General features: G+C 67.0%; 16 protein-coding genes. 12 read left to right on the top strand and 4 right to left on the bottom strand.

Annotation, left to right across the window (positions count from 1 at the left end; all coding sequences use genetic code 11):
- From FFS72_RS26005 to FFS72_RS25975, 7 genes are all read left to right on the top strand, one after another.
- Window positions 1-786: vWA domain-containing protein (locus tag FFS72_RS26005; RefSeq protein ID WP_137876651.1), on the top strand; the 786-nt coding region annotated here is incomplete at its 5' end.
- Between the two features lie 109 nt (window positions 787-895).
- Window positions 896-2,107 carry a TerD family protein gene (locus FFS72_RS26000; RefSeq protein WP_137876650.1) on the top strand — a complete coding sequence of 404 codons (1,212 nt, stop codon included), beginning with the start codon at window positions 896-898 and terminating at the stop codon, window positions 2,105-2,107.
- A gap of 34 nt (window positions 2,108-2,141) precedes the next feature.
- Complete coding sequence (locus FFS72_RS25995) at window positions 2,142-3,698, top strand: TerD family protein (RefSeq protein WP_137876649.1); 1,557 nt, start codon at window positions 2,142-2,144, stop codon at window positions 3,696-3,698.
- 95 nt (window positions 3,699-3,793) lie between these two features.
- Window positions 3,794-4,642, top strand: coding sequence for a hypothetical protein (locus tag FFS72_RS25990; RefSeq protein ID WP_137876648.1), 849 nt, complete (start codon window positions 3,794-3,796; stop codon window positions 4,640-4,642).
- On the top strand, window positions 4,582-4,869 hold the full coding sequence (locus FFS72_RS25985; protein ID WP_137876647.1) for a hypothetical protein: 288 nt from the start codon (window positions 4,582-4,584) through the stop codon (window positions 4,867-4,869). Before FFS72_RS25990 ends, FFS72_RS25985 begins: the two co-directional genes overlap by 61 nt.
- A 548-nt stretch (window positions 4,870-5,417) precedes the next feature.
- The gene (locus FFS72_RS25980) at window positions 5,418-5,975 is read left to right on the top strand and encodes a hypothetical protein (protein ID WP_137876646.1); all 558 of its coding nucleotides are present in this window, start codon (window positions 5,418-5,420) and stop codon (window positions 5,973-5,975) included.
- A gap of 105 nt (window positions 5,976-6,080) precedes the next feature.
- Window positions 6,081-6,317 carry a hypothetical protein gene (locus tag FFS72_RS25975; protein WP_137876645.1) on the top strand — a complete coding sequence of 79 codons (237 nt, stop codon included), beginning with the start codon at window positions 6,081-6,083 and terminating at the stop codon, window positions 6,315-6,317.
- Between the two features lie 67 nt (window positions 6,318-6,384).
- Here the strand turns inward: FFS72_RS25975 and FFS72_RS25970 are convergent, their stop codons facing one another.
- The 3 genes from FFS72_RS25970 to FFS72_RS25960 form a co-directional block, all read right to left on the bottom strand.
- Window positions 6,385-6,663 (bottom strand): hypothetical protein, encoded by a 279-nt coding sequence (locus FFS72_RS25970; protein ID WP_137876644.1) that lies wholly within the window; start codon window positions 6,661-6,663, stop codon window positions 6,385-6,387.
- 200 nt (window positions 6,664-6,863) lie between these two features.
- Entirely contained in the window at window positions 6,864-7,133 is a 270-nt protein-coding gene (locus FFS72_RS25965; RefSeq protein ID WP_137876643.1) for a hypothetical protein, read from the bottom strand.
- 1,642 nt (window positions 7,134-8,775) lie between these two features.
- Window positions 8,776-9,267 (bottom strand): hypothetical protein, encoded by a 492-nt coding sequence (locus FFS72_RS25960; protein WP_137876642.1) that lies wholly within the window; start codon window positions 9,265-9,267, stop codon window positions 8,776-8,778.
- Between the two features lie 28 nt (window positions 9,268-9,295).
- Here FFS72_RS25960 and FFS72_RS25955 point away from each other — a divergent pair, with 28 nt between their 5' ends.
- The 5 genes from FFS72_RS25955 (at window position 9,296) to FFS72_RS25930 (ending at window position 13,229) form a co-directional block, all read left to right on the top strand.
- Window positions 9,296-9,532, top strand: a complete 237-nt coding sequence (locus tag FFS72_RS25955; RefSeq protein WP_137876641.1) for a hypothetical protein — start codon at window positions 9,296-9,298, stop codon at window positions 9,530-9,532.
- A gap of 982 nt (window positions 9,533-10,514) precedes the next feature.
- A complete protein-coding gene (locus tag FFS72_RS25950; RefSeq protein WP_137876640.1) occupies window positions 10,515-10,958 on the top strand; it encodes a hypothetical protein in 444 nt (147 codons plus the stop codon).
- Window positions 10,959-11,133: 175 nt separating this feature from the next.
- On the top strand, window positions 11,134-11,454 hold the full coding sequence (locus tag FFS72_RS25945) for a hypothetical protein (RefSeq protein WP_137876639.1): 321 nt from the start codon (window positions 11,134-11,136) through the stop codon (window positions 11,452-11,454).
- Window positions 11,455-12,002: 548 nt separating this feature from the next.
- Window positions 12,003-12,329, top strand: coding sequence for a hypothetical protein (locus tag FFS72_RS25935; RefSeq protein ID WP_137876637.1), 327 nt, complete (start codon window positions 12,003-12,005; stop codon window positions 12,327-12,329).
- A gap of 207 nt (window positions 12,330-12,536) precedes the next feature.
- Window positions 12,537-13,229, top strand: a complete 693-nt coding sequence (locus FFS72_RS25930; protein WP_137876636.1) for a hypothetical protein — start codon at window positions 12,537-12,539, stop codon at window positions 13,227-13,229.
- Window positions 13,230-13,816: 587 nt separating this feature from the next.
- Here FFS72_RS25930 and FFS72_RS25925 read toward each other — a convergent pair.
- Entirely contained in the window at window positions 13,817-14,782 is a 966-nt protein-coding gene (locus FFS72_RS25925) for a hypothetical protein (protein ID WP_137876635.1), read from the bottom strand.
- Window positions 14,783-14,924: the final 142 nt, after the last annotated feature.

Genomic DNA, 14,924 nt, shown 5'->3' with positions numbered 1-14,924 from the left:
CCACCCACCCCGCCGCCGGCACCGTCGACCCCGGGACTGGACCGACTGCCCGTCGACATGCGCAAGCGACTCGACCTGCGCAAGAAGCAGGTCGCGGTCTCGCTCAAGAAGCACGGCGGCGACCAGCTCAAAGCCCGCGTCATCCTGGTCCTCGACGCGTCCGGCTCGATGACCAAGCTCTACAACAAGGGCGTCGTCGCCAGCGTCGTCGAACGGATGGCCGCGGTCGCCGCACACCTCGACGACGACGGCACCATGCAGGCGTTCACGTTCGCGTCCAACAGCGCCCGGCTACCGGACCTCGACATCGGTGACCTGCCCGAATGGATTCGCCTGCACGTGCGGGTCGGACAGATGAAGATGTTCGGACGCGGGAAGGGCGGAGCCCCCGAACCCGGCCAGATCGACATGTACACCGTCGGCATCTCGAACGAGGAACAGAAGGTCATCGCCGAGGTCCGCGAAATGGTGCGCGCGGACCCGCAACCCGTCCCGACGCTGGTGCTGTTCTTCTCCGACGGCGGCGTCTACCGCAACCGGGAGATCGAGGAGCAGCTGCGCGCCGCGGTGCCCGAGCCGATCTTCTGGCAGTTCGTCGGCCTCGGCCGCGCGGGCTTCGGAATCCTGGAGAAGTTCGACACCCTCACCGGGCGGCTCGTCGACAACGTCGGCTTCTTCGCTGTCGACAAGATCGACACCATCCCCGACAACGAGCTGTACGACCGTCTGCTGTCCGAGTTCCCCGCGTGGGTCAAGGAAGCCCGGCGACACCGAATCATCCACTGACACAACTGTACCCACCTGCCTACCCACCGACCGGGGAGGCAGTACGACGCTCTGCTCCACACACCGCCTCACCCCCCGGGGTCGAGGCACCGAGGAAGGACACCGAACGATGCCCCCGCTCGCCAAAGGCCAGAACGCGCCCCTGTCGTCCGACACCGTCGTCATCTCCGTCGCCCTGTCGGCGCCCGCCGACGTGTCGGCCCTGCTGCTGACCGAATCCGGGATGGTCCGCACCGATGCGGACTTCGTCTTCTTCAACCAGCCCACCGGCCCCGGTGTCCAGTTGGTCAGTCCGAACGGTGCGGGTAGCGCGAACCTGCAGATCACCACGAGCCAGGTCCCGGCCGACGTCGACAAGGTCCGTGCGGTCATCACCCTCGACAACCCGGGCAGCACGTTCGGGCAGTTCCCGGCACCGACCGCACGCGTCTCGGACGCCGCGGGCACCGTGCTGTACGACTACCCCATCGACGGGCTGTCCAGCGAGTCCGTGGTCATCGCCCTCGAGGTGTACCGGCGGCAGGGCGCGTGGAAGGTTCGTGCGGTCGGACAGGGGTATGCGGGTGGATTCGCGTCGCTGGTCACCGATCACGGCATCACCGTCGACGACGCACCCGCCGCCGCAGCCCCGGCTCCTGCCCCGGTGCAGTCCACTCCCACGCCGCCGGCACCTCCTCAGCCGGTGCACACCCCGCCGCCCGCGCCTGCGCCTGCGCCGACGGAGATCAACCTCACCAAGGGCCGACCGGTCAGCCTCGCCAAGGGCCAGAAGGTCAACCTGCGCAAGGACGGTGGCGTCGCCCTGACCATGGTGAGGATGGGACTCGGCTGGGATCCGGTCAAGAAGGGCGGCCTGTTCGGCAGCCGCTCGGTCGACATCGACCTCGACGCCTCCGCGATCCTGTTCGCCGACAACCAGATCGTCGACGTCTGCTACTACGGCCAACTGAAGTCCAAGGACGGGTCGATCCAGCACACCGGCGACAACCTCACCGGCGACGGCGACGGCGACGACGAGGTCATCAACGTCGACCTCACCCGCATCCCCCCGTACGTCACCACCGTCCTGTTCATCGTCACCTCCTACAAGGGGCACACGTTCGCACAGGTTCAGAACGCGTTCTGCCGACTCATCGACGCCACCACGAACAGCGAACTCGCCCGCTACACCCTGCACGGCGGCATGCCGTACACCGGCATGGTGATGGCCAAGGTGTTCCGCGGCGCCGACGGCTGGAAGCTCGAAGCGATCGGCGAAGGAATCCAGGCCAAGCACCCGGGCGAGGCAGCCCCCCAGCTGCACCCGTTCGCCAACGCCTGACACACGCCCAGAAACGAAGGGATCGACAGTGCACATGAAGCCTGGGCAGAACACCATGCTCCCGACAACGACCGTGCGGTTCACCGCGGACAGCGCCGCACCGTTCGATCTGTCGGCGCTGGTCACCGATTCCACGCTCAGGGCACTGTCATCCGAGGACTTCGTGTTCTACAACCAACCGCACACCCACGGCGTCCGCATGGGGGTGGGCGGCATCGACATCGATCTCGACGCCGTCCACCCCGACGCCCACGCCGTACTGTGCATCGCCAGCGTCGACCCGCTCGCCGCACCAGGCACCGTCTTCACCCAGGTCACCGCGACCCTCCATGACCACACAGGGGCTGCCATCGCGGTCCTCGACATCAACTGCACCGCAGCGGAAACAGCGGTGATCAGCTGGGAGCTGTACCGCCGCGCCGGACAGTGGAAGGTCCGCGCCGTCGGCCAGGGCTACAGCGGCGGCCTCGCCGCCCTGATCACCCGCCACGGCGTCGACGTCGACGAACCTGCCGAACCGACCCAGGCCCCCGGCGCCGGCTCGGCGCCGGCCGAGGACATCACCGCGCTCGCACCGATCGAACCACTCGACCCGAACCACATCCTCGAACGATTCGAGATGATCACCGAGGACGCCGCCCGCTCGTCGGGCGCACTGATCGCCGCACGCGAGTTCGCCGAAGCCCGACTCGACACCGAACTGACCGCCGCCGTATCCGATCCCGCGACCCGAAACAGCCCACAGGCGGCCGAAGCCCGCGCCGGCGCCCAGCGTCGGCACGACACCGTCATCGACGAGGCGCAAACCCGCTACCGACTCGACAGTGCCCACCTCGAGCGCGAGCTCCGCACCATCAGCCCCGAGCTGCCCCGCGCATTCGCCGACTGGAACGCACCCGCGTGGACCTCCAACAGGACCGAACCAGCCGGGGCGAACGGCCTGCGGATCGGCGAACTGTCCGCACCGCACCACGAATCGCTCCGGATCCCGGTGTGCCTGCCGCTGCCGCTCATGCGGCCCCTCCGCATCATGGGCCCGGACACCCCCGCGACCGCCGCGGTCACCACTGCCGCCGTCATCCGGATGCTGTCCGCAGACCCGAATCTTCACCTCGACGTCGTCGACCTCAGCGGCACCCTCCACGGCCTCACCGGCGGGCTCGCACGCCGCCGTGGCGGCACCGCGATCACGCAGGCCGACCACATCCACACCCACCTCGAGTCGAGGATCGCATCCGCCGAGCTCGCGACGCTTGACCCCGAGAGCAGCGCCGCCTACGACGCGAGGGCGAGGCTGGTCGTGCTCAACAACTTCCCCTACGGCTACGACGATCGCCACCTACCCGCGATCAGGGTCATCGCCGAACACGGCCCAGCACTGGGTATTTCGTTGGCGGTCGTCGCGGACGACGCGTCCGCTCTCGAAGCGATCCACCCCGACCTTCCCCCGCGCAGCTACACCCTTCCCGCCAGTGACGGATCCGACTGGTACGACCCATGGACCTCCAACCACTGGAACTTCACACCAGACCGAACCCCCACCGACACCGACCACCTCGCTCGCGTGCTCAACCTAGCCGCAGGCCAGTAGCCAGCAAACACAGGGCCCCGGTTCACGGATCACGACACCTGCGGGCGACCTCGGTCCTCGCCGGACGCTGACCTTCCGAAAGGCAACTCACGACCATGACCAGCCCCGCCTCAAAGCGCGAGCAGGCCCCGGGCCGAACGAACGCTGACGAATCGGCACACTCGCTCGCCGCTGCCGTGCCGGCGACCGTCGAAGGTGAGAATGTCTCGGGCGCGGACCTCTACTCGTTCACCGCGTTCGAGGTGACGCTCAATCCCCGCATCTCTTTGGCGCTGGACGTGTGGTTCGCCGACCCCGATGCCATCGAGGCGCCGGGTCTCCGCGACGAACCCGCCGATCTCACGCTCAACCCGCTGGTAGTGCAGTGCGAGCAGGCCCGCAGGGTTCTCGCATTTCTGATGATCGCGCTCATCCTCACCTGCGTTGGTATCGCTCCACTCGGCCACAACGCAGTGACTGGGACAGTTCTCGCTGCTGCATTCGTGAGTGGTGGCCTGTCTGTGGCTGCAGACCGCATCGCTCGCCGCCACCGGGAACGGCACGAATACCGGGTGAAGGTGAGCCAGGAGATCGAACGCAGCCGGATGCGTCACCTGCAGGCCAACACCAGTCCGCCCGAGCTGAGGCTCGCACTCCACGTCGCCCAAACCGCCCACAACATCGAGCACAGCACGGCATTCACCAGCGAATACCTCAGCTCCCATCGCCGCCGGGTCAACCTCCACGAGGAGGTGACCCGGCTCGCGCGCGACGCACGCGACCTGTTCATCGAACGCCGCCACCTCATCGCACGGGACGAGATCGAGGTGGCCGATGCATCGCCGCTCCTGTCCGTCCTGGACGCCCAGGAGCGTGAGCTGAAGGCGGTGTGGTGGGGCTGGTCATGCGAGCGGACGCGCTCGACCGCTACCTGGCCACCGTCCGCGACATCGAGCCGCGGCTGACCTACCTGGCGCAACTCGAATCCGCCGCCCACCGCTCGGGCCGCATCGCCGAACTGAAGTTCCGCACCCTCGAACACGAACATGCAGCGGACGAGTTGGACACGATGTCCGCAGAACTGTTCGCAGTCCGCGAAGCGATCGACGAACTCGTACGCGGGCTCGACAACGACGCAGCGATCATCGAGCGTCGCAGCCTCGAGCACCCCTCCCACGAGCTGAATCCGTGATGGTCGTCGACTGAAAGCCGATCGCTCTGCGGCGGGCCAGTGATGCGGACGTGTTGCCCATGGCGCCACCGTTGCCGAGAGCGCAGAACTACTGAGTCACCACAGCATTCGATCCAGGCAGATCTACCTGTTGGCGTCCGCGGCGGCGACCCGCGCGTCCAACCCGACGTACGCGCTGCTCGACCCGACCGAGCGACAGGCGTAGCCCTGGCCGCGCCCGGGGGTGCGATCCCCCTGGCCGTCGCGACGCCGACCCTGGCCGTCCAAGCCTGTGTGATCGGGTACGCGGACGGCCGCACGCAGGCTGCGGCGGTGACCACCACCGTCTTGTCTGCATAGCCGATAGCCCCGGCGTTATGACATTACCCGTGAGCACATCCCGGCGATGTACATCATTCGACTGACACCCACCCGCGGGCCGTGCGGGATTCGGCAGTGTCTGGCGCGTCCTGCTGGTACAGGTATTGGTCGGCCCATGCCGTCAGCGACCCGCGGACGGACTGGAGGGAGGCCGCAGCGACCGGAACCGAGGGCTCGTGAGACGACGAATGCTGGCTGCACCAGCGCTGTTGGTAGCGCTCGCGGCGTGCGGAACCCCGGAGTCCGTGCCGGCGCCGACCACCCAGGTGTCCACCCCGGCGGCGGCGCCGGCCAGCTCCCCCACCTTGATGTCATCGGTGGTCGTGAGTCCGCCCGCGATCACGCCGGCGGCCGCCGAACTCACTCCCCCCGCCGCACCCGAGGTGCAGCCGCCGGTCAACGAGGCGCATTTCGTGCACTGCCTCGCCGTGGGCGACGGTGCGACGCTGCTGAGCGACGGGACCACGGGGTACTCCCCCGATTGCGTCGCCGAGAAGACACAGCTCCCCGAGATACCGCCGCCCGCGCCTGCGCCGGCACCTGACGTCCCCCCGTATGTCGAGCCGACACCCACCACCGTCGAGCCGTACCGACCCACTGGGCACCTGCCAGCCCAGCACGGCTACGAAGTGATGCTCGGGGGGAGCTGCACACCCGGATCGACCGGCCACACGAGCGACGGCATCAGTGCCCGCTGTGTGCCGGTGAACCAGCACGACAACGGCGGCTACATCTGGGAGCAGTGAGAGACCGGCGAACGCCCGGACCTCAGTTGCAGCGCAATCGAATCCCGACCAGCACCCGGGTTGAACGGTGCTGCCCGCACGACACAGGAACGATGAGGAGCACAGATGGTGAGCAAGGTCCACCTACGGAACGGAGTCATGACGGCGGCCGCGTTGATCGCAGTCATGCCGGCGGTCGCGGCCTGCGGCGACAGCGAACGGTGCGCGGAGTTGCGCGAGTGGTACGACTCCGCGCCCTACGACTCCAACCCCACCATCGCCCGCGACTTCCAGCGAGCGTGCAACGAGACGCCGCCCCCGGTGATCAACGGCGAGTTGGACGAGAACTTCAACTACACCTGATCGGACCAGCGGCTCGCGCCGGGTTCGTCGCTGCGGGCCGCACGTCGGGCGAGGTCGGCGCCCGGGTCTAGGGGCTGATCTCCCCGAGGCTCGTGACCGAGGTGGTCAGGCGGTGGACCTGGTTCGGGTTGGCGTGCAGGTCAACCAGCCCCTGCGCGAGATCGCGCGCCTCGACGAAGGTGTCGCCGAGGACCCGGAGGGTGATCGCTGTCCCGTGCGCCGCTCCCCACTCGATCTTCGGGGTGAACGCGTCGAGCCCCTCGTAGCGGTCGTCGAGATCGTCCTGAGTGAGTCCGTCGAATCGCTCGGCGAGCTCGATGCTGACGATGAACTCCTGTCGGGCCACGGTAGGGCTCCTTCCGTGCGCGTGGGTGTGCCTCGGTCGTGCTGTCCCGGTGAGGGTGCGGGATCGGAGGCTTGCGAGCAAGCGAAATGTGATAGTCCTGCCCGCGCATCCCACCCCGGTGTCTGGCGAGCACCGCCGACCGCGGGCGGGTGACCGCGCCGCGATCGGCGAGGCGAGACCGACACGCGACCCGCCGCAGATCACCCGCCGAAGGAGAACCCATCTGACTTGTCCTTGGGTGCAGGTCGATTCATCAATGCAGCCAACTGCTGCTGCGGCGTCAACGCGGACCTCGTGGCGCGGGTCGGGGGAACGTCGGCGGTCTCACCGGCAAGGATCCGCAGATGGATGTCCCGTAGCTGCAGCACTCGTCGCCTTTCCTCCTCTCGGCAGGCCAGGTACTCCGGCGAGTCCTCCTTGTGCTCGTCGTGACTGGACCCGGTGTGAGGGCACGGGACAGTGCGTGACATCAAGCCTCCTCGATTTGGCTGGGAGCCGTTCGTGGTCGTAGCGCTCTGGTGGGGCCGACGATATCGAACAACGCGACGGGTTTATCTGGGGAGATAGTCGGTTTCAAGTTGGTTGATGCGCCTGATCTGCGGGAACTCTGCGATGACCGCCATCCGTGTTTGTCGGGCAAAGAAGTTCCGGGGACGTCACGGTGGCCTTCGCAGCGTAGGCGATCCCGAAGATGGTTATCTGCACCGAGCAGATACCCGCGCATCAGGAGCTACCCGGAGCGAGCCGATCGGCGCCATCATGTCCAATAGACGGAGAAAGCTGTTAGGGTCCAGCGACTTTCGCGACAACCGTTGGGTCGGCGGCTGGTCCGCGGTCGTCTCGGTCGCCTCCGGCAACATCGGCGCGATCGGCGCGTCGCCTAGGTGGACGTGGGACTGTTGCCAGGCGGCACCTACGTTGAAGTCCGTCGGGAAGACATCTCAGACGCCATGTCCGCCCTGACATCCCTTGGCCTTCGACACCCGTTCAGAGTTCAAGTCGGATTCTCCGCGCTCCACCTTATTCCGGTCGTCAACCAAGACGGCGAGCTGCAGCTCGCCGACGCCACCCGGCACTCCCCGCCCCATCGAGCTCGAGACGATCTGGTCTCGGATGCCGATGCCCGTCGTCAGCGCGGTTGAGCAGCCCACCGTCGAGACCCGCCGGAAGAAGACCGACGTCGCGGGCCGCGCTACTGATCGTCGGCCTGGAATCACCAGGATGCGTTCGATTCCGCGCTCCGCCAGCTGCGCTCTACCGCAGCCCAACACGCCAACAGCCAGAATTCCGCCAGGAGGAGCTGCCTAGCGTTCCGATAACGAGCGCTCCCACCACGAGGCGCAGATGGCGCAGATTCATACGGGATGCGCCTCGCTCACTATCGGCGTCCAGGGATCACAAACCCCTGAAACGACGAAACCCCACCAGGTGAGGTGGGGTTTGTCTGAGATCAATTGAACTCGCAGTTCTATCGAACTCCACTATCCAGTTTGCGAATCGGGCCCGGGCACCACCCCGAGTTATCCGACGCCTCCGCTTACCTCAGAGGGCTTACTTTGATACGCAAAGAGCAGCGTACTTGCACGCCTCTACATATGTCGACCCTCCCCGCCGGCCCGCGTGTCGGTGACCCTCTTCCGCAGGTCCCGGAATGGTCACCCCGCGACTCCATTCGCGACGACCGCAACCAACGACCACGACGAGAGCTCCACACCGACCTCAGCGAATGGGCTGGCGGTCCGCGGCACCCCGCGCATTGCACATCGGAGGGCGGCCGCCATCGCCCGCCGCTGCGTTCTCGACACCTTGTGCACGAACTCCGCGCCCAAGGCTGGATGTGCAAACTGCGAGATCGGAGGAATCCAGATCAGCCACGTACGCGGGAGGCAGCCGGTCTCGTCCATCACGTCCTGGTCTGCGGGGCGGTCCGAAGACTGCAGGAGATCGCAGCGGCAGCTGGCTGAGTACGGGCCGGTTCGAGGTGCTGCTCAGCCGCCAGTGAGGGGTCCGGCCGCGCACCGGGTTCCGCGCCTTCACCTCGTCACGCTGAATCGTCCAGCCGGTATTGCCGAGGTGCCGAACAATCTCGCGCACCCTTCGCGGCCGTCTTTTTCAGCACAATCGGGAACGCCGACACACGAATCCGCCACCACCACCGCCGGAGCCGCCGGAACTGTATCCGGGTGTCGGGACCAGATACAGATTCCCGTCCCCGTCGAAGGCAGATTCTCTGTTGTCATCGTCAGCCGTGTACAGCTGCCCATCGGCGCCAGCCCTGACAGCATCCAGTTGCTCCCGCTGAGCCTGCCGGCGAGCCGCATCCTCCGTGTACTTCTCAAGCTCAATCGCGTCCTGCCTCGCCTGCGCCTCTTCCTGGCGAGCCTTCTCCGCATCTCGGCGGGCCTTCTCCTCAACGCGCGGACGATCGGTGTTCCGGCACGCAGCCTGAGACCCCCTCGACGCATCCCATGCCGACCGACTCGCATCAACCAAGTAGGTGAACCACGCATCGTTGCCTTCGAGCTCGAACCCCATGGCAGTCTCGACCTGCTCGTCGACCGGCTGATCGCTAGCGATCGACAGATCGACCGACGGACTGACCACCGCGACACCTTCCGACAGCAACACCTCGTTGATCGACCCCGACACCGGTTCGGAGGCCCGACCCGCAGTCGTCGACGACACCGACGCGGACCGCGTCGTCGTGGCCGAACCCGCGGGCACCAGCATCTCCTCACTCGACCTCTCCCGCGGCGCCGCGGTGGGCGAGATACTTGACGACGAGGCAACAGAACTCGTGGACACAGCAGTCGACGACATGGGTTCCGGCGACGACGGGCCGGCCACCGAAGACTCGGTGAACACGTAACCACTCGACCCCAACGACCCGTAGCTCAACGCACGCACCACTCGTACAGCAACACCAGCCGGCAGCAGCTCCGCGAGCCGCGTCCGCAACACCCCCTCCGCGACCGACCCCTGCCCACCACAATCCGGAAACCCCAGATGTGCAACAGTGATCGACCTGGCGTAACCGTCACCGAAATCGACCTCGACCTGCGGCTCCCCGTCATAGGACAGGTCCGTCCCCGTAACCGTCCCGACCCACTGCGCCGAATCCGGATCAGACTGACGCGGCCCCAGAGCCGTCACGTCGTCGCCGGAGCAGCTGCCTAACAGCCCTACGAGCAGCAGCACAACCAGCACCGACAACACGATGCGCCCTTTGCTCTTCACCCTCGCAACCCACCCTCAAGCCTGCTGGATGTACCCGACCATGCCGGGCGGGACATCCGGTTCACTACAACCCGCCGAGCCTAAACGGCCCCTGCCCCCACTTCCTGAACTCGAACGAAGTTCAACTGTTCGACCCAATCCGAACTCGAGATCGAAGATTCCGAGGCGCCCATCCGTACCCATACCGCTGCGTACGGCCCGCAGGATGCACGCACCGGACCCGCCTTTTCGCCGTGCTCCGGGGGTTTGCTGTCCGGACGATTCGACGACCGAGCTGCGAGGCAATGGGTACGTCTTGTCCCGGATTGAACCGAGGGCGGCGATGTCTCGATGCCAGTGCCACACACGGACACCGACAGGGAAGGGATACCCGCAGTCGACGACGGTCCACCTCGGGTTGCGCGCACGGCTGGCAGTGGCTCACCGGAACCGACGACGAAGACGACGTCGACAACTTCTGGTGCCGGCCACCGCGCAAGCTCAAGACGATCTCGTACCCGGTGTGGCCCCACGCGCCCCGACGAACACCCGTCCTCCGCCGATTGCAGGTGCCGCACCCCGGAAGCGGTCCACGAACACTGAGCGCATCAGCCCGAACCGACAGAGGACAGAACATGCCCACCACCGAAATACCCCTGACTGCGGACCTTCTCAACAGCCTCGTCTCGGAGGCGACGGCCGAGCTGATCACCCAACTCGACTGCCCCGACGACGACGTCGAGCACCTGCGGAAGATCCTCAACGACCTGCGCGATCGGGTCCAACTCGGCGCCGACAACCATCCCAGCGGCCTCCTGATCGGGACCGCGATGCTGGTACTCAACGACGCCGCCGACGCCACCGCAGACGAGTGGAAGCTCCACGACATCGGGGAACGGGACGCCATCAACTTCGTCGTGAACGTGGTCGGAAACAGCCTACGAGGCGGCGAACTGGCCAACTTCGACGCCGTCGCCGTCGCCGTCGCCGAAGACAACTACGACATCGATTCCGACGACCTCGAAGACGCCGGGAGCGCCCTCGAGGTCGTCCTCGGATGGATCCGCAGCGGACTCTGACCCACCGCACCCGTCCCGCGACGGCCCCCGATCAGCCGAGCTCAAGGGGCCTCGCTGGCACCGGAATTCGCTGCGCCAGCCGCCCGCCCTGATCTCCAGGCGGGCGCGGAACCATCCAACCCACCCCCACAGTCGGGCCGGCAGACAGCCGGCGTCGCTCGAACCGGAAGGCCCCATGACCCAGGCCCCGATGTACCGCCCCTTCCCTCCCGGCTGGGACAACCGGCCTCGGGTCAAGGATTGGAACGGGCACCTCACCGACGACGACCTGCTGTCGCGGACCGTCGAGGACCTCGTCAGCATCGTGCGGCTGCTCAGCTCCCAGGTCACCACCGCGCACCAGAAAGCCCTCGACGAGTCGAACCTCGCGGCCTGGCACACACATCAGGCGCTGGCCGCGAACACCACCGCCGTACAGGTCCTCCGCCAGGTCCAGCACGCGGACCGGCAGGGCAGAGAGACCGTGCGGATCGCCGACCTCCTCGGCCCGGCGTAGCCGGATCGGCGCGCCGGAGGGGAACGGATCCGCTGTCCGCGCACCATCACCGACGCGACCGAGCGGGAACCAAGTGCTCCCGCAATCGCATCGACGGGCGGTGGTCGCCAGCAGGAGGTGTGCCGCACCGGGACCCGGACCACCGGCACTGTCATCGGCGCCCAGCCGGACCAATCCGGCTCCGCCGCAACCCTCCCGGAGGACCCACATGACCTCGACTCCCACCCTCACTGCGCCGCTCACCGACCTGACGCCGCACCTCATCGCCCACGCATTCGCGGCACCCTCGGCCGCCGCGACGTGGCTGCGCACCACGATCGCCGACGGTGAGATCGGTGGCCTTGTCACCCTCCCCCGTGCACTACGGAACGTCAGCTCCGCCGCCGCAACCCGACTGATTACCGTCGACCTCAGGCGGCAGGGCTACCCGCAGGCCGCCACTCCCGGCCAGGTCCACGCCGCCCGGCCGGCGGCGAAAGTCGCGGCGCTCCTCGAGGCCGCCGACCGGCACCTTCGCAGTCACCTACGGACCGCAATGGGAGGACATGGTGGCGTTCACCGAGGCCATCGACCGGCGGACCCGGCAGATGAAGAAGGCGTTGAACTCGCAGCACTACGTCCGCCCGCATGACAGCCTGATGGCGCAGATCCGCAGCCAAGTCAGCGCATCCGGCGGCCACGATCGGCTGTCGGCGCTCGCCAACGCGGCCGCCGTGTCGACACCGATGGGTGAGGCTTCGACGCCCCAGAATGCGATGCTGCACATCCTTTTGGGGCGCGTCGCCACGGCCCTCTCGGCCCGCGATCTCATCGAATCGAGCCTGTTCGAGGCCGTCGTCGCACCGTGGCGGCAGGTCGTTCACTTCGGCCGCTGACAAGCGGTCTGGGCCGCCGTCAGCGGTGCCTGCGGCGGCCCCGGCAGGTCGGGCTGACCACCGAACGCACTGTCCGGGAGGCTCGTACAGGCGACGTCGATCCGTGCACTGAGCCGAAGAACGAACATGGGCCCGATGTCGTTCAGTCAACGGACACCTGGCCGTCGGTTGGGCATATTGTCGGCAACCTCTGCTACTGATTCCAGCATGAAGCGTGTTGCGGCGGCAGGTGCGGTCCTTGGGTCCCTGGTCCTTTCCGGATGCTCGAGCCCGGCAGAGTCCGACCCGGTGGAGGCGACAGCCGCCCCAACGAGCTCGGTCGAGTACGAGCTTCCGATCCAATCGGAAAGTCAGGCCAGGCAGGACATCGAGACTGCGGCCTGGGCGGCAGTTAAGGAGGGCGATCTCCGTCGAACCGTGTCACGGACCGAGGTCGTCGACCTGGATACAGGAGCGGGGACCGCGAAGGCGATCGTCGAGGTCTCGACCCCGGGGGTCGGCTCGACGACGCTGCAGATCGAGATGACAAGGGTCAAAGGTTGGTGGCGGGCAGGGTCGATGCGGGTCTTGTCCAACACGCATGGCGGGATACCGACAACTCCGAGACCCTCGACGATCCGGACATCCGCACCGGCTCCCGCAGTCGACGAGATGCCGGACTACTCAAACCTGCCGATGTCGGCCTCGTACGCCGAGGCGTGCAAGGCGATGACTGACATCCTCGACGAGATAGCAAAGCTCGAGGCGCTCGGTGCCGGAACAGGTGCGAGCGACCGAGCGGGAGCTGCGGAGGAGTTCGTTACGCTCGTGGCCCAGTCCGCGGACTTCCAGAACGCCTCCGAGAAGGAGCAGGCTACGTGGGTCCGAGCGATCCGCGATGCGGGGGCCGGTCGATGCTGAGATCGCCGGCGGCGTGGGTCTGACTAGTCCGCGGCCGATTCCGTTGGTGGCGCGGACCGACACCGTCATCGGGTGAAAGATCAAAGAGATTCGCTGTGCGCACGGATCAGTATCCGCTGCCGATCAGGCCCCGTTGCCAGCACCCTCGACGGCGCTGGCAACGCCGAAGGCGCTTCTCGGAACCCACTCCAGTTCGCCGAACATCGACGCCGACGAAGCCCGAGCCGCGACGTCAGATCGGCCCGAGAACTACCACCGGCGGGTCACGATCACCGCATCACACCGGTGCCAGACCCGCGATCCGGCGATGACATCGCGGACACCAACAGCGACACCGGGAGGTCCGTTGACTCGCCCCCCCGGGAGCAGCAACCTCCTCGGCGTGAGGCACCAGGCGCGGCCTCCGACGGACTAGATGAACTGGGCTATCCAGTTCCACGCGACGCTGAGCCATCCCCACACCGGGGCGATTGGCTGGAGGTCAAACCACGGCATGTCACGAACCTCCTGACGATCGACTGAATCGCCGGATCGACAGACTGAATCGGTGTCCTCGGCGCTTCTCGTGTTGCCTACCTCGTGCATCGTCAGCAGCGCTGACAGGTGTTACTGCTGACGCTTCGGCGCACCTTCCCGATGGGCCGGTGGCGGCGACCACACCGACGTCGAATGCGGCACCAACCTACGCATCCACGACGACGGAAGGCGCTCGAGCGGCGCGGCCACATCCATTCCCCCAGGACGCCCTGAACCGGGCACCCGCTGACCCTGGGATCAGCCCCCCGTGACCCGGCCGCACGGCAGATCCACGTCGGGTTGGCTACCTGACCACGGGGCCGATCCCGTCGCCACCGCCACCTCCCCCGCCGGCCTGCCCTGGCCCGCCAGCACCGGTAACCGGGCCACGTCTTCCGCTCCCCCACGACCTCTAAACCGCCGCCGGCCGACGCCGGAATCTCCCGAAGAATCGTCAACGTCGACGGCACTATCCCCGGCTCCACACCATCCGACGACACCCGCGCACCAAGCCCCGCGAGATACCGGTGCACCTCCTCCACCGGCCGCGCCTCGAACATCCGGATCTGCCGTTCCGAGATCACCTGCAGGCCCCGCGAACGCGACACCAACGCATGATCGATCACCGTCAGCTTGTGCTCCAGATTTCTCGGCACCGCCAACTGCTTCCGCAGCGGATGATCCTTCCCACCCAGCCCGACGGTCTGCCCGTCGAGCGTCGGAAACAACACCACCCCAGCCCACGGCGTATCCACATGCCGCTCCACCAACCCGGCATCGAACATCTTCCGAACGCGGGACCGCGCGGTCTCGAAGTTGCCGCCGTAGAACCACTTCGATGCCTGCCGCAGATTGATCGCACCGTGCAGTGACATGAACTCGAGCAACTGCTCGTCGGCAGGCTTCCGAACCCACCCATCACCACGACGAACACCCGACGCGGACCCAGCCCGCGCCTTCCGATTCGACCGAGCGCGCTGCGCTTTCGACACCGCCATCGGCACCGACTCAGCATCCAGCTCCCAGCGCTGCACCACTCTGACCACGCACACCTCCACAAGCCCGACGATGCGGCGACGTTACCCGTACGGTTTCCCGACCCCCGGTGAACTCTTGCTGAAACGCAAAGTGCCGCAACCAGTGCCAACACCCACCCAAGTTCACCACCCCACCCCCCAC

Origin of the sequence: Rhodococcus sp. Q (assembly GCF_005503035.1) — a bacterium.
Taxonomy (GTDB): domain Bacteria; phylum Actinomycetota; class Actinomycetes; order Mycobacteriales; family Mycobacteriaceae; genus Rhodococcus_G.
Note: the sequence above shows the minus strand (reverse complement) of the source record. Positions and strands in the feature narration are given on the sequence as shown.

Bases quoted from the DNA above. Each gene is read 5' to 3' on its own strand.
- FFS72_RS25995 (WP_137876649.1), top strand. From the start codon at position 2,142: ATGAAGCCTGGGCAGAACACCATGCTCCCGACAACGACCGTGCGGTTC.
- FFS72_RS25985 (WP_137876647.1), top strand. From the start codon at position 4,582: ATGCGAGCGGACGCGCTCGACCGCTACCTGGCCACCGTCCGCGACATC.
- FFS72_RS25965 (WP_137876643.1), bottom strand. From the start codon at position 7,133: ATGTCACGCACTGTCCCGTGCCCTCACACCGGGTCCAGTCACGACGAG.
- FFS72_RS25945 (WP_137876639.1), top strand. From the start codon at position 11,134: ATGACCCAGGCCCCGATGTACCGCCCCTTCCCTCCCGGCTGGGACAAC.
- FFS72_RS25980 (WP_137876646.1), top strand. From the start codon at position 5,418: ATGCTGGCTGCACCAGCGCTGTTGGTAGCGCTCGCGGCGTGCGGAACC.
- FFS72_RS25950 (WP_137876640.1), top strand. From the start codon at position 10,515: ATGCCCACCACCGAAATACCCCTGACTGCGGACCTTCTCAACAGCCTC.
- FFS72_RS26000 (WP_137876650.1), top strand. From the start codon at position 896: ATGCCCCCGCTCGCCAAAGGCCAGAACGCGCCCCTGTCGTCCGACACC.
- FFS72_RS25930 (WP_137876636.1), top strand. From the start codon at position 12,537: ATGAAGCGTGTTGCGGCGGCAGGTGCGGTCCTTGGGTCCCTGGTCCTT.
- FFS72_RS25990 (WP_137876648.1), top strand. From the start codon at position 3,794: ATGACCAGCCCCGCCTCAAAGCGCGAGCAGGCCCCGGGCCGAACGAAC.
- FFS72_RS25975 (WP_137876645.1), top strand. From the start codon at position 6,081: ATGGTGAGCAAGGTCCACCTACGGAACGGAGTCATGACGGCGGCCGCG.